We start from the raw sequence: 22,204 nt of genomic DNA, 5'->3' as shown, positions 1-22,204 counted from the left end.
CTGAATCACATAAAGCTGACGGAATAAGCGCCAAGTTTATAGGGTTTGCGCCGAGCTTTCAGCGGCTAGTCGGTAATTGTCAGTTTGCCGACCATACCGGCCTGATAGTGCCCAGGCAGATTGCAGGCGAACTCCAGATTGCTGGCCTTGGCAAAGGTCCACGTCAGTTCGGTGGTTTTGCCCGGCTCTACCAGCACACTGTTCGGATCATCGTGCTTCATTTCCATGGAGCCATGGCCCATGTCGTGATGCGCCATGCCGGTCGGCGTCAGCATGCCGCTCTGTTGCATCTTGATCATTTCCTGTTGATGGCTGGCGTGCATCGCCGCATCCCCCAGGTTGAACTCATGCAGCAACTGGCCTTTGTTGATCAGCACGAAGCGCACCGTCTCACCCGCCTTTACCTGCACCGCTTTAGGGTCGAAATACATATCCCCCAATACCAGTTCGATAGTGCGCGAAGCCTGGGCGGCAGGCGCAGCATGTCCGAACGTGAGGACTGGAGCTGGCGAAGCGAGCAATGGCTGGCTGAGTGTCAGCAGCGCAGCAATCAGTGTGAAGCGGGCAATAGAGGGCATGGTGTTCTCCAGAGTGGCGACGAACAATGGCTGAAGTTAATGCAATGAATTACCGGGCCTGACGAACAGATCAAGTCAGGCCCAGACCATCAATCACTCATACCGCAATGCATGCGCTGGCTGAATCTGCGCCGCGCGCCAGGCTGGGTAAAGCGTTGCCAGGAAGCTCAGGATAAAGCCTGCGCTGCAGATCAGCACCACATCGCCCGCTTGCAGCTCGGAAGGCAGATTGCTGATGAAGTACACATCAGAGCTGAAGATGTGCTGACCACTGACCCGCTCTATCCAACCCACAAGGCTGCTGACGTTGATAGCAGCAATGATCCCAAGCACACCACCAATGATCGTCCCGACGATACCGATGACCGTCCCCTGGACCATGAAGATGGTCATGATCTGTCTAGGGGTCGCGCCGATGGTACGCAGGATCGCAATGTCTGCACCCTTGTCGTTTACCACCATGATCAGGGTGGCAATGATGTTGAATGCCGCGACGGCGACGATCATCAGCAACAACAAGCCGATCATGGTCTTCTCCATCTTCATCGCGCTGAACAGACTGCCCTGGGTGTGGGTCCAGTCATCGGCGCGATAATCTGCTCCCAGGCCTCCGGCAATCGCTTTCGAGACTTCAGGCGCCTTGTAAAGATCCTTCAGGGCCAGACGCACGCCTTGCACCTGATCAGGCTGCCAACGCTTTATCTGCGCAGCGTCTGCGACGTTGATCAAAGCCATGGAGCCGTCAAGCTCGGCACCCACCTTGAAAATACCGACCACCGTCAGACGTTGCAGGCGTGGCGTAATACCGCCCGGTGCGTTGCTGACTTCCGGCACAATCAGGGTCAGCTTGTCGCCGACATTCAAACGAAAGCGACGAGCGCTCAACTCGCCCAACACGACACCAAACTCGCCTGCCTTGAGATCTTCCAGTTTGCCTTGCACGATGTGCCGGGTGACGATCGACACCTCGTGCTCCAGCGCCGGATCGACGCCACTGATCTGAATCGGCTGCATCGCGCCCTTGTAGGAGAGCATCCCGTCCATTTCGGTGAATGGCACAGCGGCCGTGACTTGCGGATTTTTCAGCGAAGCGTCGGCAACCGGCTTCCAGTTATCCAGCGGCTTGACGCCCGCGATCACTGCATGGGGCACCATGCCGAGAATGCGCGAGCTCATTTCCCGCTGAAAACCATTCATCACGGACAGCACCACAATCATCGCGAGCACGCCCAGCGCCAACCCGATCATCGACGTCATTGAAATGAACGAGATGAAATGGTTGCGGCGCTTGGCACGTGTGTAGCGCGCGCCAATAAATATTGATAACGGTCGAAACATTCGTATAGCACCGTGGGAAAGATTGCCGCAAAAATGAAACCCCGGCGCGATCGATTGCGCCGGGTTGGACAGGTCAGGCTTCTACCAGACGACCGCCTTCCAGGCGCCATACTCGATCCATCTGTCTGGCCAGATTCATGTCATGGGTCACCACCAGAAACGCAGTACGCGACGAGGTGCTCAGCTCCAGCATCAGGTCCTGAATACCTTGCGCAGTGTGGTGATCGAGGTTACCCGTCGGCTCATCAAGCATTACCAGGCCCGGCTGGTTGACCAGAGCCCTGGCGATCGCTACCCGCTGACGCTCGCCGCCGGACAATTCAGAAGGTTTGTGAGCCAGACGATGTCCCAGCCCTACCCGCTCGAGCAACGCGGTGGCACGCTGACGAGCCTCCGGGATTGCAGTCTTGCCAATCAGCAGCGGCATGCAGACGTTTTCCAGCGCAGTGAATTCCGGCAACAAATGGTGGAACTGATAAACGAAGCCCAGCGCCCGATTACGCAGCAGGCCTCGGGCCTTTTCACCCAAGGCGGAAAGCTCTTCGCCAGCCAGCCAGACACTGCCTTCGGAAGGTGTATCCAGACCGCCCAACAGGTTGAGCAAGGTACTTTTGCCAGAGCCTGAACTGCCGACAATCGCCACGCGCTCGCCCGGAAACAACTCCAGTTGCAAACCCGACAGAACCACTACCGACTCAGGGCCTTCCTCATAGGATTTGCCCAGGTTACGGCAACTCAATACTGCTTTATCACTCATGCCCGACTCACTCATAACGTAACGCCTCCGCCGGTTGGGTACGCGCTGCGCGCCAGGCCGGATACAGGGTGGCGAGGAAACTCAGGACCAATGCCGCGCCGCAGACCATCAACACATCTTCGGCCATCAATTGCGACGGCAAGTAATCGATGAAGTACACATCGGCATTGAGAAACTTGTGGCCAATCAGGCCTTCCAGCAAGGAAATGGCAGCACTGACGTTGAGCGCTGCGATAATCCCCACGACAGCACCGATGAAGGTGCCGACCACACCAATCACTGTGCCCTGGACCATGAAAATCGCCATGATCTGCCCGGGCGTGGAGCCCAGGGTGCGCAGGATCGCGATATCGCCTTTCTTGTCGTTGACCACCATCACCAGCGTTGAAATGATGTTGAACGCCGCCACGGCCACAATCAGCAACAGCAGCAGCCCGATCATGGCTTTTTCCATGCGGATCGCCTGATACAGGTTGCCGTGGGTGCGGGTCCAGTCACGGGAATAGTAGTTGTGCTCGCCAAGGGTCTGGGCGATTTGATAAGAAGTGCGAGGTGCCTCGAACAGGTCCTCGAATTTCAGGCGCAGCCCCTGCACTTCGTTGGCTTTCCAGCGATGCAGGCGCCCCAGATCGTCGATATTGGTCAACCCAAGGTAGCCATCCAGCTCACCGGCCCCCACGTGAAAAATGCCCGTCACGGTAAAGCGCTTCATGCGCGGGAACATCCCCGCAGGCGTCACCGTCACTTCAGGGGCAACGAACGTAACCTTGTCACCAACGCCAACCCCGAGCTTGGTGGCAGCCTTGTCGCCGATCACGATGCCGAAGTCACCGGCAGCCAGATCATCCAGCTTCCCCTGCTTCATGAAGTTATCGATGATCGAAACTTTCCGCTCTTGCGCCGGGTCGATGCCATTGAGCAGGACCTTTTGCACGTTGCCGTTATTGGTCAGCAAGCCCTGCATCTGGGTAAACGGGGCAACGGCCAGCACCTGAGGGTTTTGCCTGACCTTGTCAGCCACACCCTGCCAGTTGCCGATCGGCTCACCGGCTTCGATGGTGGCGTGCGGGACCATGCCGAGTACGCGAGTACGCATTTCATGATCGAAACCATTCATGACCGATAACACGACTATCATCACCACTACGCCCAGGGCGAGACCGATCATGGAAGTCAGGGAAATAAAGGAGACGAAATGATTACGGCGTTTTGCACGGGTGTAACGCGTGCCTATGAATACAAAAAGAGGTCTGAACATTTAGGGACTTGTTCGGAGGAATGGGAACGTCCTTGTGGCGGGCCTGAGCAGGCAGCTTTACACTCGAAATCACTCTGAGCACTGCGAGCAACCACTATGACCATCGCCGCTACCATGGGTTCGCCATGTCGACATTAGATGAAGAAGAACGCCGCGAATACTACCGTATCGAGGACAGCGTCGCACTGGAAATTAACCTGTTATCCAGTACCGACGAGACGGGGCACCAGGCCATGCGCGAGACCTCGGCCCTCTTCGAGCTGCTCAGCGAGCTGCACATTGCCGAGTTCGAATCCCAACATCTTTTACGCCAGCTGGACGACCGCGACCGGGTGGTGAACAGCCTGATGCAATCGTTCGGCAAGCGCATTGAGCTGCTTGGCCGGGTGGTGGCGCAAACCACGCTGGGCAAGCTGGGCGCCCCGCAACCCGTGACGATTTCCGAAGGTGGCGTGCAGTTTCAAAGCGCCACAAGCTTTGCCGTCGATGCCCAGCTATCGATAAAAATGGTCTTGATGCCGCAGGCGTCAGCACTGATGCTGCACGCCAAAGTGACCCATTGCGACATCCTGCTAGATGGCCAATTCGAGATCGGCACCGAGTTCATCGACCTGCCGGACTCGCAACGACAGCTGCTGGCCCGATACATTTTGCAACGACAAGCTGCTATACGGCGTCAGGCGCTTGAGTCGAAAGAGGCGCAATAACCTGTCTTCGGTAGGAGCGAACTTGTTCGCGAGGCGATGTGTCAGGCAAGACGTCTCGCCAACAAGTTGGCTCCTACCGGACAGTGCTCGCTGCGCGACAAAACTCTCCGGACTCAGCATCATGCAACTACACCAAAACCAACGCCTTAAAGGCCACCAGGAGTAGACGTGACCCTTATTTATGGCCATCGCGGCGCCAAAGGCGAAGCACCGGAAAATACTCTGACCAGCTTTCAGGAATGTCTGAAGCACGGCGTACGTCGTTGCGAGCTGGATCTGCATTTGTCCCGTGACGGGGAATTGATGGTGATTCACGACCCGACCCTGAAACGCACCACGGACAGGCGCGGCAAGGTCATCGAGCACAGCGCCGCCGACCTGGTCACGTATGACGCACGCAAAGGCGGTCCTGGCTGGATCAATCCTTGCCCGATCCCACGCCTTGAAGAGCTGTTCGAAAAGTGCGCTTTCGAGCATTGGCAGTTGGAAGTCAAAAGCGCATCCCGCACCCGTGCCGCATCCACCGTGCTGGCCATCCGTGAAATGGCTCAGCGCCACGGCTTGCTGGACAAGATCACCATCACTTCAAGCTCTCGGGAAGTGCTCAAAGCAGCACTGGAACTGACACCGGACATCTCACGCGGCCTGGTAGCGGAGTACGCATGGCTCGACCCGCTGAAGGTCGCGCAAAGCTATGGCTGTGAGTACCTGGCATTGAACTGGACACTCTGCACCCCTGAGCGCCAGCAAAAAGCTCAGCGTCAGGGCTTGCATGTGTCGGTGTGGACGGTCAACGAACCTGCACTGATGCGCAGGCTCGCCGACTTCGGCGTGGACAGCCTGATTACAGACTTTCCCGGTTTGGCCAGCGCCACCCTCGAGAATCACTGAAATCGGTCTCCCCGGCCGGCTCAGGCCACCGGCCGGAGTCGCTTAAAAAAGCCGGTTCAGGCCGTCGTAAGCAGCTACCCGATAGGCTTCTGCCATGGTCGGGTAGTTGAACGTGGTGTTGACGAAATACTTCAGGGTATTGGCTTCACCTGGCTGGTTCATGATCGCCTGCCCGATGTGCACAATCTCCGAAGCCTGGTCGCCGAAGCAATGCACGCCCAGCACTTCCAGCGTTTCACGATGGAACAGAATCTTCAGCATGCCCACGCGTTCGCCGGAAATCTGCGCCCGCGCCATGCCTTTGAAGAACGCCTTGCCCACTTCGTAAGGCACTTTCGCCTGGGTCAGTTCGTGTTCGTTTTTGCCGATCGAGCTGATTTCCGGAATCGTATAGATGCCGGTCGGCACGTCATTGACGTAACGCCAGCTGCCGTTGTCGACCACCACGCCCGCGGCTGAACGGCCCTGATCGTATGCAGCACTGGCCAGACTTGGCCAGCCGATCACATCACCCGCGCCGTAAATATTCGGCACGTTAGTGCGATAGCTTTCATCGACTTCAATCTGGCCGCGACCGTTAGCCTTGATGCCAACATTCTCCAGACCCAGTTTGTCAGTGTTGCCGGTACGGCCGTTACACCAGAGCAAGGCATCTGCCTTGATCTTCTTGCCGGACTTGAGGTGCAGGATCACACCGTTATCCAGGCCTTCGACCTTTTCATACTCTTCGTTATGGCGAACCATCACGTTGTTGTTGCTGAAGTGATAACTCAACGCCTGAGAAATTTCCGAATCCAGAAAGCTCAGTAGCTGATCGCGGTTATCCACCAGTTCGACCATGACGCCCAGACCGCTGAAGATCGAGGCGTATTCACACCCGATCACGCCGGCGCCATAAATGATCAGCTTGCGCGGGGTGTGGCCGAGACTGAGGATCGTGTCGCTGTCGTAGATACGCTTGTGGGAGAAGTCGATATCTGCAGGGCGATAAGGGCGCGATCCCGTGGCGATAATGATCTGGTTGGCCACCAGCTTCTCCACAACACCGTTGCCGCATACCACGTCAATGCTGCGCTCGTCAGCAAAACTGCCGGTGCCGAAAAACACATCAACGCGGTTGCGGGCGTAGTAGCCGGTGCGCGAGGAAACCTGCTTGGAAATAACCATTTCGGCGTTTTTCAACACGTCCGGAAACGAGAACCAGCGTGGCTCGCCTATGGCCCTGAACATAGGGTTGGTGTTGAAGTGGATGATCTGCTTGACCGAATGACGCAATGCCTTGGACGGGATAGTGCCCAGGTGTGTGCAGTTACCGCCAACCTGCCGACGGCTGTCGACCATCGCTACCTTACGCCCTGCCTTGGCGGCGTTCATTGCCGCGCCTTCTCCGGCAGGGCCGGAACCCAGTACCACTACGTCGTAGTTGTAGACAGCCATGCGTACTCCTTAGAACAGGCCGAGGTGCCACTCTGGCATCTCTGGCTAAATCACGTCGCGGCCAGCGACATGAAGGATCAGAATCTGGTGCGCAGTTTAAACCGCCACCGAAGCGTGGAACATTAACCGTTGGTAGCGCCGCAAGCCACTTTTGTCTGCGACAAAATGACGCTGCTGTTTTTTACCTGGCATTCCACGTCATGCAGACGGCAAACAGTCGAGCCCCACAAGGCTGCGAATGATAAAGCGCTTGCCGTCGCAAATCACAAAAAAACACCAATGCAGCTTTTCAAGCCGCTATCCGACCGATTCCATTCAAGGGGTCAACACCAGAAACAGGCGCTGAGCGACCTCCTTGCCAATCGAACTGCGGTAAATACTGACCACGTCCTGATTGGCCTTTGCTGCCCTGACCAGTGCCTTGTAACCCAGAAGCCGCTGCGCCGGTAATTTCAGATGCGCCGCCGTGAACGCGTCAGGGCTGGCATTTTCAGTCGTGTAGTGAAAATGCGCCCACCAGAGTAGTTGATGGTCTTTGTCGCGAATGGCGAATTCCTGGAGGAAATCATCACGCCGGGCGCCAGACATATTTTTTCGGCTGCCGAAACTGGAAATATCGATTTCCCGCTGCTGATGGAGATAATTGATACGCGCGGCAGTTGGCGGCTGTGCCTTGATCATTGCGATGCGAATCAAGCGTCCCTGATCCTTGAGCCGGGCAGCTGCCGCAGTCAGTTCCTGGATATCCGTGGCGAAAGCTGAAGCAGATGCCTCATCACTTAAAGCCTTCATCTGCTCAATCAGCACGGTCAGCTTTTCAGCCCTTTGCACCAGAATATCTTCCATGTCCTCCGGTTCGCTCGCCCGTTTCGATTGCCTCCAGGCGCTGTTGATACTGCCCTCCACTCTTGCAAGGTGTTCTCTGGCCTGTCGCTGCAACTCTGTCGGCGAGGCGCGGGAGATGAGTGGCTTCGCGGCGGGCTCGGGCGTCACGATCTCAACCCATTCACCGCCAGCGTGCTGATGCCATGAGTTGATCACTTTACTGGTCAGCGCATCGGAGACATCCACCACTTCGCCCTCAGCCTGCGCGTCACCCTGGCGAACGCTGCCGATGAACGTCCGGTGGCCGCGGGTTTTGATCACCCGCTTGCCAGGCCTCGCCACCTTCGGCACCTGTTCAAGGAATGTATCTGCTGCTTCGGTATTTTGCTTGATCAACAAGGTAAGCCGTTGCAATGCAACATCGTGAAAGGCACTGAGTTGAGCAATGAACTGCTCAAGGTATTGCCCTCTCCTGCCCGAGAACTCCAAGGTATGAATGTAGGTGCTGATGTCACTCGCCCTGCCGTACTCTTTGAGCGCACTTTCCAGAACACTGATGCTTTCAGCCAGTGAATAGGTATTGGGCCTGTCCAGCTCCAGATGGGATGCAATCGCAGCATGCAGATTCTGGTCGTTACGCAGCATCCTCAACTGCTTCAGGTCTTCACCGAACATGGTTTCGGGACGACTGAACACCAACTCAAGCGTCGAAAACATATGGATCGCCTTCCACTCCAGATTCGAAGGCTGATTGTGGGCATATGCCTCTGTGACTTCACTGCGCCAATATTCCTGACCTACCTTTGGAACGTCACGCAGTTGCAACCATATCGCCTCTCGCTCCTGTGACCAGTGCAGCCCCTTTGTCTGGGAGATCGTCAGCTTGCGGAGCATCTCGAAGTAAGCGTCAGCATTCTCAGGTGTCAATGAGGCGCCAGAGGCCAGGGTTCGCAGGTTCACGAGCTCATTATTCGCAATCACTGCTTGATCCTTGAACAGCAGGCTCTCAAAGTAGCAAATTTGCCGGGCCAGACTTTGCAGATCACTGGCAACATCCTTTTCTGCTGGACGGTCGCCCGGCCGGTGTTCCTGCGCTAATTTGACATGCTCTCGCATCACACTGACCAGCTCAGTCAGATCGCTTTCATAACGCTCCATAAAAAGCTGACGCACTGTGCCTTGCGCAGTGTCCAGCTGCAGATCGTAGGCTTGAATGTTTTTCAGCAACACATCACGCCGTTTCACGAGCTCCGACAGGCCATCGTTGATACGCCGAACATTGGCTGCGTTGGCCTGCGCCAGTTTCCGGGCATTCTGTTTTGGGCCGCCACCGCGCAGATGCAGCCCCAGATTCAGCCGCCATTGCAGCCCGCTCCGGGTCAGCCATGGCCCCGTCACGCCAGGATCATCGTCCTGGACGATATACGCGCGGCCTTCATCAGCAATGACGCGAAACAGATTGCCCTCAACGCGTGCGTACCACTTTCCATGGTCTTCGTACAAACCGGCGTAAATGCCAGAGTTGACCATTGCGCCAAGGGGCGGCTCGGGAAAGACATTAAAGGTCAGGAGCCTGGAGCGCTGGGTTGCGGTAAGACGAGAAAGCGGGTTGGACCAGCTGAAATCGAGCCCGTCCCTCCCGGCCGCCATATCCAGCGTCTGCGTGGCCATCGGGCTTGCATTCATCTCTTGAGAGGTGAGCGGCGCATCAACCAAAGGCTCACCACTGCCAATCACCGGGCCTGTGGCTGATATGACGCCCTGATGCAGAACAATCATCGCAACGTTGAGCAGCAAATCCGCAAGGGCCGCCGAACGAGCCCCCTGATCGGCATCAGCAGGCAGAGTGAGTATCTGGTCGGCGCTACTGAGCAATTGCAAAAGCCATGCTGACTGACCCAGCGAGCCACCAATCAGGGGCAGCAACGTGTCGAGCAACAGCCAGCCTCCTTCCTTCAGGTTCGCCCAACGGTTTTCGACATTGGAGACCGATTCGCGATCTGCCAACTGCACCAGCGCCATGGCGACGGCCTTGAACAACGCCTCAAGCGGGTCTCCCGCCATGACATCGCGACTCAACACCGTTGGCTGCGGCCGCTCAAGCGGCTGGAACTCGGAGCCGAGCCCGAAACGGATGATATGCGGCTCATCAAATCCTCCGTTGGCATAAACAGGACGTGCCGTATCACTCAGCCAGATCAGTACCTGTTGTTGCAACGCACCAGGCTGAGCAATGGCATCACGCAGCGTCGTCCAGTTGCTGAATTCAGTCAGGGGCGTCGCCTGAAAGGGTTGATAAAGCAGGTAAGGGCCCGACTCGATGTTCGCCGGGCCAATCACAAACATATTGCCGACCCTGTCCACCTGCCCCGTTGGCCTGGCCTTGAACCCCAGCATGCGCAGAACAACAGACTGCGCGTCCTCTTCATGCATGGGCGACAGATCGTCCATCAAGGCAGAAATCAACCGGCAACCGGCGTCACTTATCGCACCTTCGCGTTTGAGCTTCTGCTCCAGAGCCTTCAGGGGAAGCTGGATACGCAATTGATTGCAGAAGAGTAATCGACGTCTGTCAGCCTCTTTGGCATTGGTAATCAGCAGCGTGCGCAGTAATTGCGGATAGGCCTGGCCGACATTGACTACCTGAATAAGGCGTTTGGCATAAGCTACCGTCAGCCAGTCCGGCAAAGGCTGATCAGTGGTCCTGCGTAACGTCACGGCACCAACCGGTAATCCAACAAGATTCTCCAGAGCACAATCACACAGCGTCATGCGAACCTGTTCCACTTCACCCTGAGCAAACATCTCTCCACCAGACGTGGCGGCCACAGCCGTCACTTTGTCGATAACCAGCTCTATCTCGTTCAAAGGCACCTGTACGGCGTCTGGATGATCCTCAAGCATCTGCCTGGCCATGACCTGAGAGGCAAACTCCGCAATGGGCGGCAAGTCCTCGTTAAACGTCCTGCCTTGCGTATTCGCCTGCAATACCGCCAATGCGGTCATGGATCGACTGTAGGAGATTCGCTCCGAATCGCTGGCCTTGCCGAGCCAGTCGGGAAGCGATTCGGCATAAGCCTCGGGTTGCTTGACAAACAAGGAGCCGACATCTGTCGACGCTTCCAGGTACCGCTCAAGCTTCGCAACTTCCAGGTCCGAGTAATAATTCAGGCAGTGCACGTCTCTGATCTGATTCTCCAGAATGGCACGGGCAAGGTCATCGAACACATCGTTATCCGGCTCGTAGAAGCCCCAGGCCAGCGATTGATGCCGGGGGTCCTGAATGAAATCATCCCGCAGTCGCATCACCCAGCTAGTCAGTGTGTAGCGTTCACACTGCCCGAAAAGACGGTAAACCAATACCTCCGGGTTGGCTGTCGACTGGTCGAGTGCCACCAACGCCGGTATCGCCCGTGTTTCGGAAACACCGCCTTGAATCAGCGTGACATACGCAACACCCGCCTGCCCCTCAGACGGTTCATCTTTACCGCACAGGGTATTGATCGTACTGAGCATGGCACGCTGATCTGAAAGAGACGTATCGGGCGCTGCCAGCCGGTCGCGCACGTCTCGCCGAATCAACGTCGAAAGCCAGGCCCAACGGGTCGTGAGCTGGCTGCCGATAACGCAGGGCTGGCTCCAGAAATCAGCGATAGCTTGTTTGAGGCCGGTGATCAGACCCAATGCCGACTGGTCGACGATGGTGCTGATTTCAGCCATATCCACTGCTAATGGCCGCGCAGGCGAGTCGCCAGGATTGGCGATGAGCGCGAAGCCAGCGTCTGTCCATTGCGGTGTTGCCCGGCGTAGAAAATGCTCCAGCAGGGTATCCACCAGGGAAAGCCGCAATGATTCGGCCGACATAGCCGGGACGCCAGAGGTCAGCGCCACTACCGAAACCCGCTCGGGGTCGATGACGAGGTCCGGATAACGCACGTTTAAAGCACTGCGCAGGCTGCTCGTCGCCAATTCACGCAGTGAAGGACGGGAGGCGAATTGCTCCGCCACGGCCAATTTGATTGTCATGGGTTGAACTCGTGATGAATGAAATATCTCACCGGAGTTAACACCTTCGACGGGCTGGCAATGACATACAAAAGTAATGCAATCCGGCCCCTGCCAGCGGTCTGCCAAACCCACTTGCAAAGTATCAAGAGTTGTCTTTAAGGCGTTTTACACATATCGTTACAATTGTGCAGCGCGTGCAGGCAGGAGCCTTGACCGGTGCAGCAGGACATAAAAATACAACGGATCCTTTGGGCCCTTGTCGCGTCAACATAACCGGGCCAGAGCCTCCTGGCTAATGTTGAACACGCATGAGGCCCTGACCAGATAGCCCAAGCGAGTAATTTTCAATGACCTCGAACACCGGCAAAGGCAAGGCGATATTTCGCGTTGTCAGCGGCAACTTCCTTGAAATGTTTGACTTCATGGTCTACGGCTTCTATGCCACTGCCATCGCCAAAACCTTCTTCCCTACCGACAGCGCATTCGCCTCACTGATGCTTTCACTGGCGACGTTCGGCGCCGGCTTCCTGATGCGTCCGCTGGGGGCGATTTTCCTTGGCGCTTACATTGACCGTCACGGCCGTAAAAAAGGTCTGGTGGTGACGCTGGCAATGATGGCGATGGGCACGGTGCTGATTGCCTGCGTGCCGGGTTATGCAACGCTCGGCGTCGCTGCGCCGTTGCTGGTATTGCTGGGTCGTTTGCTGCAAGGCTTTTCGGCTGGCGTGGAACTGGGCGGTGTCTCGGTTTATCTGGCAGAAATCTCTACCCCGGGCCGTAAAGGCTTCTTCGTCAGTTGGCAGTCCGCCAGTCAACAAGCCGCGGTGGTCTTCGCAGGTTTGCTGGGTGTTGCGCTGAACCACTGGCTGAGCCCGGAAGAAATGGGTGAATGGGGCTGGCGCGTGCCGTTCCTGATCGGCTGCCTGATCGTGCCGGTGATTTTCGTGATTCGCCGCTCGATGGAAGAAACCCCGGAATTCGAAGCCCGCACTCATCGTCCGACGCTTAAAGAAGTGGTGCGCTCGATTGGCCAGAACTTCGGCCTGGTCCTCGGCGGCATGGCACTGGTGATTATGACCACCGTGTCGTTCTACCTGATCACTGCGTATACGCCGACATTCGGTAAAAACGAGCTGCACCTGTCCGACCTCGACAGCTTGATCGTCACGGTTTTCGTCGGGATTTCGAACTTCATCTGGCTGCCGGTGATGGGCGCGCTGTCTGACCGTATTGGCCGCAAGCCTTTGCTGGTTGCCGCAACCGTTCTGGCCATTGCGACGGCCTACCCTGCCCTGTCCTGGCTGGTGGCCAATCCAAGTTTCGGTAATCTGCTGATGGTCGAACTCTGGCTGTCCTTCCTGTATGGCTCTTACAACGGTGCGATGGTGGTTGCCCTGACCGAGATCATGCCGGTGGAAGTGCGCACGACCGGCTTCTCCCTGGCCTACAGCCTGGCAACTGCAACCTTTGGCGGCTTTACCCCGGCAGCGTGCACATACCTGATTCATGCGCTGGACAACAAGGCTGCACCGGGCATCTGGCTGACGGGCGCAGCAGTGTTGGGTCTGGTGGCAACACTGGTGCTGTTCCGTAAGGGCGGGCAAAAGCTGCAAGCGCCTGAGGCCGTGACTGCCAGTTGAGTAACCCTGTAGGAGTGAGCTTGCTCGCGATGCAGCTTTTCTATCGATGGATCATCGTCTGACCCGACGCTATCGCGAGCAAGCTCACTCCTACAGAGGCGCATTTCAACCCAAGGACTCGGGATTGTTGCGCAGTCTTGTCAGGGCGGAATGAGGCGAACGGCAGCTCCTACAGACACCAGAACAACAAAAAACGCCCCGACCAGTTACCCGGTCGGGGCGTTTTCGTTTCTGCTTGTAGCTTGCCGCTTAAAGCTTGTAACTGCTCTTAACGCGGAAACGCTGGTGGGTTAACACCCGCCATGTCTTCCATCACGCGAACCACCTGGTGGCTGTAACCGAACTCGTTGTCGTACCAGACGTACAGAACAACGCGGTTATCGTTGGCGATGGTTGCTTCAGCATCTACTACACCGGCGTGGCGCGAGCCGACGAAGTCAGTGGAAACAACTTCCTGCGAGTTAACGAAATCGATCTGCTTGTGCAGGTCCGAGTGCAGCGCCATATAGCGCAGGTACTCGTTGATCTCTTCGCGGGTGGTCGCTTTCTCAAGGTTCAGGTTGAGAATCGCCATGGACACGTTCGGCGTGGGTACGCGAATCGCGTTACCGGTCAGTTTGCCAGCCAGCTCAGGCAGTGCCTTGGCAGCAGCAGTGGCAGCACCGGTTTCGGTGATCACCATGTTCAGCGCGGCGCTACGGCCACGGCGATCGCCCTTGTGGAAGTTGTCGATCAGGTTCTGGTCGTTGGTGTACGAGTGAACCGTTTCAACGTGACCGTTGACGATGCCGAACTTGTCGTTGACGGCCTTGAGCACCGGCACGATGGCGTTGGTGGTGCAGGACGCCGCCGAAACGATCTTGTCGTCAGCGGTGATTTCACCGTGGTTGATACCGTGCACGATGTTTTTCAGCTTGCCTTTGCCTGGAGCGGTGAGCACCACGCGGTCAATGCCCGGGCATCCAAGGTGCTGACCCAGACCGTCGGCATCACGCCATACACCGGTGTTGTCCACCAGCAGTGCGTCCTTGATGCCGTACTGGGTGTAATCCACCTCGGTCGGGTTCTTCGCGTAGATAACCTGAATCAGGTTGCCGTTCGCAGTGATGGTGCTGTTGGCTTCATCAACCGTGATGGTGCCATCGAAAGAACCATGCACAGAGTCGCGGCGCAGCAGGCTGGCGCGCTTGACCAGATCGTTCTCGGCGCCTTTGCGGACGACGATTGCACGCAGACGCAAGCCATCGCCGCCGCCGGTTTTTTCGATCAGGATGCGCGCCAGCAGGCGACCAATCCGGCCGAAACCGTACAGCACAACATCAGTGCCCTTACGTGGAGAAGCATTCTGCTGCCCCACCAGCTCGGCCAGTTCTTCACGAACGAACTGCTCGGCGGTGCGGCCGTTGCCTTCAGTCTTGAACTTGACGGCCAGTTTGCCGAGGTCCACCGAGGCTGAACCCAGCTTGAGCTCGCTCATGGCCTTAACGAGCGGGAAAGTCTCGTGTACGGACAACTCGCTTGCATCGGACTGGCGGTGACGCGCAAAGCGGTGGGCTTTGAGAATCGCGATAACCGATCGGTTGATCAGGCTGCGGCCATAGATCGAACTCACCACATTATTATTGCGGTAGAGCTGACCGATAAGCGGGATCATCGTCTCGGCGAGAGCTTCACGATCAATCCATTCACCAAGACACTGGTCGGGCTTCTGAGTCACGGGAACCTTCCACATGTAGGGGCTGAAAAAAGGGGCTACATTATGCCGCCGCCTTTGTTTAAGGGCAATGCGCGGTAGTCAGATCAGCGAGCACTACATTTTGTTCCGCTGCACTTCAGAAAATGCCCGGGCGTGCACTTCTGAATCACAGCGTAGTCTTAGACCTGACATTTGCACCCTTCCCCCGGTACAATCGCGGCCCTCGTCGCAACGCTTGGAGCTCAATCTTCCGTGCCTGTTCTGCGTCTACCGCTACTCCCTGCCGCGGCAGGCAAACAACACTGGGGCAACCTTCCCGGTGCCTCGCTGAGCCTGGCGATTGCCGAGGCTGCCAGCGCCGCCAAGCGCTTCACCCTGCTTTTGACCGCCGACAGCCAAAGTGCCGAGCGCCTCGAGCAAGAGTTGAAATTCTTTGCGCCCAGCCTGCCGGTGCTGCATTTCCCGGACTGGGAAACCCTGCCCTACGATTTGTTCTCACCGCACCAGGACATCATTTCCCAGCGGATTGCGAGCCTCTATCGCCTGCCAGAGCTGGTCCATGGCGTTCTGGTAGTGCCAATCACCACAGCCCTACATCGTTTGGCACCGACCAAATTCCTGTTGGGCAGCAGTCTGGTGCTGGATATTGGCCAGAAGCTCGACATCGAGGCCATGCGCACCCGCCTGGAGGCCAGCGGTTATCGTTATGTCGACACGGTTTATGAACACGGCGAATTCACAGTACGCGGCAACCTCATCGACCTGTTCCCGATGGGCAGCAAACTGCCGTACCGGATCGACCTGTTCGATGACGAAATCGAAACGCTGCGCACCTTTGATCCCGAAAGCCAGCGCTCCATCGATAAGGTCGACTCGGTCCGCCTGTTGCCTGCACGTGAATTCCCCCTGCAAAAGGAAGAAGTGACACGCTTCAAGGCCCGTTTTCGCGAACGCTTCGATGTGGATTTCCGCCGCAGCCCGATCTTTCAGGACCTGAGCAGCGGCATCACACCGGCCGGTATCGAGTATTACCTGCCGCTGTTTTTCGAAGAAACATCGACCCTGTTCGACTATCTGCCTCAGGACACTCAGGTGTTTTCCCTGCCGGGCATTGAACAGGCCGCGGAAAATTTCTGGAATGACGTTCGCAACCGTTATGAAGAACGCCGCGTAGACCCCGAGCGACCTCTGCTGCCTCCCGCTGAATTGTTCTTGCCGGTAGAAGACTGCTTCGCTCGCCTGAAAAGCTGGCCGAGAGTGGTTGCCAGTCAACAGGACGTTAAAACCGGCGTGGGCCGCGAGCGCTTCCCGGCGCAGCTGTTGCCGGAGCTGGCCATTGAAGCCAAGGCCAATCAGCCGCTGGCTGCCTTGTCGAAGTTCATTGAAGAATTCGACGGCCGTATCCTGTTTACCGCTGAATCAGCGGGTCGCCGCGAGGTGCTGCTGGAGCTGCTCGAACGTCTGAAGCTGCGACCTAAAACCGTCGACAGCTGGAATGACTTCGTTGATGGCAAGGATCGCCTGTCGATCACCATCGCTCCGCTGGATGACGGCCTGCTGCTCGAACAACCCGCCATTGCCCTGATCGCTGAAAGTCCGCTGTTCGGGCAGCGCGTGATGCAGCGTCGGCGTCGCGAGAAACGCACCGACGGCGGCAATAACGATGCCGTCATCAAAAACCTGACCGAGTTGCGTGAAGGCGCGCCGGTGGTGCATATCGACCACGGCGTCGGGCGCTACCTGGGTCTCGCGACACTGGAAGTGGAAAACCAGGTCGCCGAATTCCTGATGCTGGCCTACGCCGAGGACGCCAAGCTGTACGTCCCTGTAGCCAACCTGCACCTGATCGCCCGCTACACCGGCAGCGATGACGCTCTGGCGCCGCTGCATCGACTGGGTTCGGAAACCTGGCAGAAAGCCAAACGCAAAGCCGCCGAACAAGTGCGTGACGTTGCAGCCGAGCTGCTGGACATTTATGCCCGCCGTGCAGCCCGGGAAGGCTACGCATTCGCTGACCCCAAGGCCGATTACGCCACGTTCAGCGCGGGCTTCCCGTTCGAAGAAACGCCGGACCAGCAGACCACAATCGATGCCGTACGCGCCGACATGCTCGCGCCAAAACCCATGGACCGGCTGGTCTGTGGCGACGTGGGCTTCGGCAAGACCGAAGTGGCCATGCGCGCGGCGTTCATCGCTGTACATGGCGGCCGTCAGGTGGCGATTCTGGTGCCCACCACCCTGCTCGCCCAACAACACTACAACAGCTTCCGCGACCGCTTCGCCGATTGGCCCGTGAGCGTTGAAGTGATGAGTCGCTTCAAGTCCGCCAAGGAAGTCAACGCCGCCGTCGCTGATCTGGCCGAGGGCAAGATCGACATCGTCATCGGCACGCACAAGCTGCTGCAGGACGACGTGAAGATCAAGAATCTGGGCCTGGTCATCATCGATGAAGAACACCGCTTCGGTGTGCGCCAGAAAGAACAGCTGAAAGCGCTGCGCAGCGAAGTCGACATTCTGACCCTGACCGCGACGCCAATCCCGCGCACGCTGAACATGGCGGTGTCGGGCATGCGCGATCTGTCGATCATCGCCACGCCACCGGCTCGACGCCTGTCCGTGCGCACTTTCGTCATGGAGCAGAACAAGCCAACGGTCAAAGAAGCCTTGCTGCGTGAACTGCTGCGCGGCGGTCAGGTGTATTACCTGCACAACGACGTGAAAACCATCGAGAAATGCGCTGCTGATCTTGCCGAACTGGTGCCCGAAGCACGGATCGGGATCGGTCATGGGCAGATGCGCGAGCGCGATCTTGAACAAGTGATGAGCGACTTCTATCACAAGCGTTTCAACGTGCTTATCGCCTCGACCATCATCGAGACCGGCATCGACGTGCCTAGCGCCAACACCATTATCATTGAGCGCGCCGATAAATTCGGTCTGGCGCAATTGCACCAGTTGCGCGGCCGGGTTGGGCGCAGTCACCACCAGGCATACGCTTACCTGCTGACACCGCCACGCAAGCAAATCACGCCGGACGCAGAAAAGCGTCTGGAGGCTATCGCAAACACTCAGGATCTGGGTGCCGGTTTCGTTCTGGCCACCAACGACCTGGAAATCCGTGGCGCTGGCGAACTGCTGGGCGACGGCCAGAGCGGGCAGATTCAGGCAGTAGGCTTCACGCTGTACATGGAAATGCTTGAGCGCGCGGTGAAGTCGATCCGCAAGGGCGAACAACCGAACCTTGATCAGCCGCTGGGCGGCGGACCGGAAATCAACTTGCGCGTGCCGGCCTTGATCCCGGAAGCCTACCTGCCGGATGTACACACACGGTTGATTCTCTACAAGCGCATCGCCAATGCCGCGGACGAAGACAGCCTCAAGGATCTTCAGGTAGAAATGATCGATCGCTTCGGCCTGCTGCCGGAGCCGACCAAGAATCTGGTGCGTATCACCCTGCTCAAATTGCAGGCCGAGCAACTGGGTATCAAGAAGGTCGACGCAGGCCCGCAAGGTGGCCGCATCGAATTTGCTGCGGACACGCCGGTTGACCCACTGACCCTGATCAAATTGATTCAGGGCCAACCCAACCGCTATAAATTCGAAGGTGCCACGCTGTTCAAATTCATGGTGCCCATGGAGCGTCCGGAAGAACGCTTCAACACCATTGAAGCGCTGTTCGAGCGCCTGACCCCGAAAACTCCTTGAAGGATCCATTCATGCGTGTGCTCCACTCACTCATCCTGCTGCTGACGCTGATCGCGCCCGCAGCATTTGCCGATGGCAATTTTCAGGTGGAAATGATCCTGTTTCGCCAACAGGGCGAACCGGCTGCAACCCGTCAGGTCGCACCTGAGAACTGGGCAGCCAATGCACAGAAGATTGACGCGCAGAGTGAGCGCGGCGTTGCCTTGAAGGATCTGGCGGACAAACTGAATGCCAGCGGCACTTATCAGGTGTTGCTGCACCGCGCCTGGCAACAGAACCTCAGTGCAGAACCAGGCAAAGTGGCCGTCACCGGCGGTGAAGAACAGTGGGCCCACTTCCCGATTGAAGGCACTTTGAGCATAGGCATTGCACGCTTTACTGATATCGCGGCAGACTTCTGGGTCAATCAGCTTGATGCCCACGGCGTGCTGACCAGCAGTGAACGCCTGAAACAGACCACCCGGGTCAAGAACGGCGAATTGATCTATATGGACCACGGAAGTCTGGCCATGCTGGTGAAAGTATCGCCTCTTTAACCATTCAAGTAGCGCAACACGTGCTTCTTTTCCCATTCGAGCATCGCTACGGCGTAGGGCTGTCCTGAACTGTGTCGTCCAATCTTGAAAAAGTCCTCGCTTCGTCCTGGACGTATATCTTTACCAGCAAAACCGTTGAGCGGGGGTTTGACTACGCCCATGAAGACCGCATCCAGCTTGAGGATCTCAATCCAGACTCGGCTCGCACCTTGTGTAAAGGCTCGGGTTCCGAGGTATACGTCCAGACCCTGAAATTCAGGGATCCCGAACGCTTCAAGAATGCTCTGGTTTGTAAATGCACGTGCCCCGTCAGGGAAAACTGCAAGCATTGTGCGGCCGCCCTGTTTTATCTGCAGGCCCCGCAGAATCGAAATGCGTTGCAGGCTGCACTGGACCAGACGCCGTCCGTGCAGGCACCGCGCATCGAGAAAGCGCCCGCCCTGCCTGAGCGACTGGTCGACGACATCAAGCCGCAGCCACGCCTGATGCTGGCCAGCGTCGAGTTCAGCGCTTATGAACCGCGTAACGGCCGCATGCAAAGGCACATCCAGCATCGCGCGGCACTCGCCTTTCGTTATGACAAGCACTACGCCATTGGCACTGCCAACGTCAGTATCCTGGTCAGTTCTCTGGGCAGCGACCTGGTTAACCAGAAAAGCGACATCATCGAGCACAGGGAAACCGAGACCCTGCGCATCCGGCGCCAGGGCGAGCTGGAACGACAGCAGCGTCAGGTCCTGCAGGACATGGGGTTCAGGGTCGCCACCCGCCAGAGCAAGGCACTGCCTGACACCGCCGGTGACATGTTTGACCTGCCCAACGACAAAGCCTGGCTGCACTTCGTGCTCAACGACTTGCCGCGCCTTGAAGAACAAGGCTGGGAAATCGTCATCACCGAGGATTTCGCTTTCGACGTGACGCCCGTGGACGACTGGTACGCGGTCATCGACGAAGAGGCCGAGCGCGACTGGTTCGATCTGGAACTGGGCATTATCGTCAATGGCGAACGCCTGAGCCTGCTGCCGATTCTGATCAACCTGCTGCGCAGTCACCCGGAATTGATGAGCGCGGCCGGGATCGCCAAACGTGGCGACGATGAACAACTGCTCGTGCAGCTCAATCACTTCACACAAAATGGCGGCGGCCCGGTGCAGATTGCCCTGCCCTACGGCCGTCTGAAACCGGTATTGGCCACCCTTGGCGACTTCTACTGGCGCGAAGAAGGCAGCAACTCACTGCGTCTGAATACTGCCGACGCCACGCGCCTGGGTGAGCTCGATGATTTACCCCTGAGCTGGCAAGGCGGCGACCGCCTGCGCCAGTTCGCGGACCGGCTGGCCAATATCAAGGACGCTCCGGTCGACGTGCCCGAAGGTCTCAACGCCACGTTGCGGCCCTACCAGCACGAAGGCCTGAGCTGGATGCAGTCGCTGCGTGAACTGGAAGTCGGTGGCGTGCTGGCCGATGACATGGGTCTGGGTAAAACCCTGCAGACCCTGGCCCACCTGCTCATGGAAAAACAGGCCGGTCGTCTGGATCGTCCGGCGCTGGCCGTGATGCCGACCAGCCTGATCCCCAACTGGCTGGACGAGGCCGAAAACTTCACCCCGCAATTGCGGGTGCTCGCTTTGTATGGCGCCAATCGCCACGCTGATTTCGACAACCTGGGTCAGTACGACCTGATTCTTACCACCTACGCCCTGCTGCCGCGGGACGAAGAAGTGCTGGCGAAGCTGTCGTTTCACACCCTGATCCTCGATGAAGCGCAATACATCAAGAACCCCAACAGCAAAGCCGCCCAGGCCGCGCGCAGTCTCAATGCCCGACAACGCCTGTGCCTGAGTGGTACGCCGCTGGAAAACCATCTGGGCGAGCTATGGTCGCTGTTCCACTTCCTGATGCCGGGCTGGCTGGGCAGCAGCAAGGAATTCAACAGCAACTACCGCAACCCTATCGAGAAGCACGGCAACATGGAGCGCCTGCAGCATCTGAACGCGCGAATCAAACCGTTCCTGCTGCGCCGCACCAAGGAACAGGTCGCCACCGAGCTGCCGCCCAAGACCGAGATCATCCATTGGGTCGAACTTAACGAAGCCCAGCGCGATGTGTACGAAACTGTGCGCCTGGCCATGGACAAGAAAGTCCGCGACGAGATCACCCGCAAAGGTGTGGCCCGCAGCCAGATCATCATCCTTGAAGCGCTGCTCAAGCTGCGTCAGGTGTGTTGCGACTTGCGTCTGGTCAACAGCGCTCCGGCCAACCCGCGCCAGGGTCACTCCGCCAAATTGCAAAGCCTGATGGAGATGTTCGAAGAGCTGCTGGCCGAGGGCAGGAAGATTCTGCTGTTCTCGCAGTTCACTTCGATGCTCACCCTGATCGAAGCCGAACTCAAGCAACGCGGTATCGAATATGCCCTGCTGACCGGTTCGACCCGAGACCGACGCACGCCAGTCCAGGCCTTCCAGGCAGGCAAGCTGCCGATCTTCCTGATCAGCCTGAAAGCAGGCGGTACCGGCCTGAACCTGACCGCTGCCGATACCGTGATCCATTACGATCCATGGTGGAATCCGGCAGCCGAAAACCAGGCCACCGACCGTGCTTACCGCATTGGTCAGGACAAGCCGGTATTCGTCTACAAGATGATTGCCCGAGGTACCGTGGAAGAGAAAATCCAGCGCCTGCAGCAGGAAAAATCAGCACTCGCAGCCGGGGTGCTGGATGGACGGGTAACGGGTGACTGGAAACTGCAAAGCGAAGACATTGCCGCACTGTTTGCGCCCTTGCCAGCGCAGACCAAGAAGGGCAAGAAGTAAGGGCATACCGCAGCC

13 protein-coding genes are annotated in these 22,204 nt (G+C 57.7%); 6 read left to right on the top strand and 7 right to left on the bottom strand.

All coding sequences use genetic code 11. The features are described from left to right. Positions 1 to 65 precede the first annotated feature (65 nt). From copI to H8S59_RS00235, 4 genes are all read right to left on the bottom strand, one after another. Positions 66 to 578, bottom strand: coding sequence for a copper-resistant cuproprotein CopI (gene copI, locus H8S59_RS00250; protein ID WP_095095439.1), 513 nt, complete (start codon positions 576 to 578; stop codon positions 66 to 68). Positions 579 to 671: 93 nt separating this feature from the next. After that, positions 672 to 1,916 carry a lipoprotein-releasing ABC transporter permease subunit gene (locus H8S59_RS00245; RefSeq protein WP_187520030.1) on the bottom strand — a complete coding sequence of 415 codons (1,245 nt, stop codon included), beginning with the start codon at positions 1,914 to 1,916 and terminating at the stop codon, positions 672 to 674. Positions 1,917 to 1,989: 73 nt separating this feature from the next. Further along, positions 1,990 to 2,673 carry a lipoprotein-releasing ABC transporter ATP-binding protein LolD gene (lolD, locus tag H8S59_RS00240; protein ID WP_176469878.1) on the bottom strand — a complete coding sequence of 228 codons (684 nt, stop codon included), beginning with the start codon at positions 2,671 to 2,673 and terminating at the stop codon, positions 1,990 to 1,992. 7 nt (positions 2,674 to 2,680) lie between these two features. Next, positions 2,681 to 3,931, bottom strand: a complete 1,251-nt coding sequence (locus H8S59_RS00235; RefSeq protein WP_187520029.1) for a lipoprotein-releasing ABC transporter permease subunit — start codon at positions 3,929 to 3,931, stop codon at positions 2,681 to 2,683. 125 nt (positions 3,932 to 4,056) lie between these two features. Here H8S59_RS00235 and H8S59_RS00230 point away from each other — a divergent pair, with 125 nt between their 5' ends. Both H8S59_RS00230 and H8S59_RS00225 read left to right on the top strand, forming a co-directional pair. Then, a complete protein-coding gene (locus tag H8S59_RS00230) occupies positions 4,057 to 4,638 on the top strand; it encodes a PilZ domain-containing protein (RefSeq protein WP_095095430.1) in 582 nt (193 codons plus the stop codon). A gap of 168 nt (positions 4,639 to 4,806) precedes the next feature. Beyond that, entirely contained in the window at positions 4,807 to 5,529 is a 723-nt protein-coding gene (locus H8S59_RS00225; RefSeq protein WP_095095427.1) for a glycerophosphodiester phosphodiesterase, read from the top strand. A 42-nt stretch (positions 5,530 to 5,571) separates the two neighbouring features. Here H8S59_RS00225 and sthA read toward each other — a convergent pair whose 3' ends face one another. Continuing rightward, positions 5,572 to 6,966, bottom strand: coding sequence for a Si-specific NAD(P)(+) transhydrogenase (gene sthA, locus H8S59_RS00220; protein ID WP_187520028.1), 1,395 nt, complete (start codon positions 6,964 to 6,966; stop codon positions 5,572 to 5,574). A 315-nt stretch (positions 6,967 to 7,281) separates the two neighbouring features. Next, positions 7,282 to 11,817: a dermonecrotic toxin domain-containing protein gene (locus H8S59_RS00215; RefSeq protein ID WP_187520027.1), complete on the bottom strand. Its 4,536-nt coding sequence runs from the start codon at positions 11,815 to 11,817 to the stop codon at positions 7,282 to 7,284. A gap of 329 nt (positions 11,818 to 12,146) precedes the next feature. Here H8S59_RS00215 and tcuC point away from each other — a divergent pair, with 329 nt between their 5' ends. Next, on the top strand, positions 12,147 to 13,439 hold the full coding sequence (gene tcuC, locus H8S59_RS00210; protein ID WP_187520026.1) for an MFS transporter: 1,293 nt from the start codon (positions 12,147 to 12,149) through the stop codon (positions 13,437 to 13,439). A 268-nt stretch (positions 13,440 to 13,707) separates the two neighbouring features. Here the strand turns inward: tcuC and H8S59_RS00205 are convergent, their stop codons facing one another. Next, a complete protein-coding gene (locus H8S59_RS00205) occupies positions 13,708 to 15,171 on the bottom strand; it encodes a glyceraldehyde-3-phosphate dehydrogenase (protein WP_027898081.1) in 1,464 nt (487 codons plus the stop codon). A gap of 216 nt (positions 15,172 to 15,387) precedes the next feature. On the opposite strand from H8S59_RS00205, the gene mfd reads away from it, so the two are divergent. The 3 genes from mfd to H8S59_RS00190 all read left to right on the top strand — a co-directional run bounded on the left by mfd (position 15,388) and on the right by H8S59_RS00190 (position 22,189). Next, on the top strand, positions 15,388 to 18,840 hold the full coding sequence (gene mfd / locus H8S59_RS00200) for a transcription-repair coupling factor (protein ID WP_187520025.1): 3,453 nt from the start codon (positions 15,388 to 15,390) through the stop codon (positions 18,838 to 18,840). Positions 18,841 to 18,851: 11 nt separating this feature from the next. After that, positions 18,852 to 19,376, top strand: a complete 525-nt coding sequence (locus H8S59_RS00195) for a CsiV family protein (RefSeq protein WP_187520024.1) — start codon at positions 18,852 to 18,854, stop codon at positions 19,374 to 19,376. 71 nt (positions 19,377 to 19,447) lie between these two features. Further along, on the top strand, positions 19,448 to 22,189 hold the full coding sequence (locus H8S59_RS00190) for a DEAD/DEAH box helicase (RefSeq protein WP_095095410.1): 2,742 nt from the start codon (positions 19,448 to 19,450) through the stop codon (positions 22,187 to 22,189). Positions 22,190 to 22,204 lie beyond the last annotated feature (15 nt).

Origin of the sequence: Pseudomonas folii (assembly GCF_014357575.1) — a bacterium.
Lineage (GTDB): Bacteria > Pseudomonadota > Gammaproteobacteria > Pseudomonadales > Pseudomonadaceae > Aquipseudomonas > Aquipseudomonas folii.
This window is presented reverse-complemented; position numbering and strand designations above follow the sequence as displayed.

Bases quoted from the DNA above. Each gene is read 5' to 3' on its own strand.
- copI (WP_095095439.1), bottom strand. From the start codon at position 578: ATGCCCTCTATTGCCCGCTTCACACTGATTGCTGCGCTGCTGACACTC.
- H8S59_RS00245 (WP_187520030.1), bottom strand. From the start codon at position 1,916: ATGTTTCGACCGTTATCAATATTTATTGGCGCGCGCTACACACGTGCC.
- lolD (WP_176469878.1), bottom strand. From the start codon at position 2,673: ATGAGTGATAAAGCAGTATTGAGTTGCCGTAACCTGGGCAAATCCTAT.
- H8S59_RS00235 (WP_187520029.1), bottom strand. From the start codon at position 3,931: ATGTTCAGACCTCTTTTTGTATTCATAGGCACGCGTTACACCCGTGCA.
- H8S59_RS00230 (WP_095095430.1), top strand. From the start codon at position 4,057: ATGTCGACATTAGATGAAGAAGAACGCCGCGAATACTACCGTATCGAG.
- sthA (WP_187520028.1), bottom strand. From the start codon at position 6,966: ATGGCTGTCTACAACTACGACGTAGTGGTACTGGGTTCCGGCCCTGCC.
- H8S59_RS00215 (WP_187520027.1), bottom strand. From the start codon at position 11,817: ATGACAATCAAATTGGCCGTGGCGGAGCAATTCGCCTCCCGTCCTTCA.
- tcuC (WP_187520026.1), top strand. From the start codon at position 12,147: ATGACCTCGAACACCGGCAAAGGCAAGGCGATATTTCGCGTTGTCAGC.
- H8S59_RS00205 (WP_027898081.1), bottom strand. From the start codon at position 15,171: ATGTGGAAGGTTCCCGTGACTCAGAAGCCCGACCAGTGTCTTGGTGAA.
- H8S59_RS00195 (WP_187520024.1), top strand. From the start codon at position 18,852: ATGCGTGTGCTCCACTCACTCATCCTGCTGCTGACGCTGATCGCGCCC.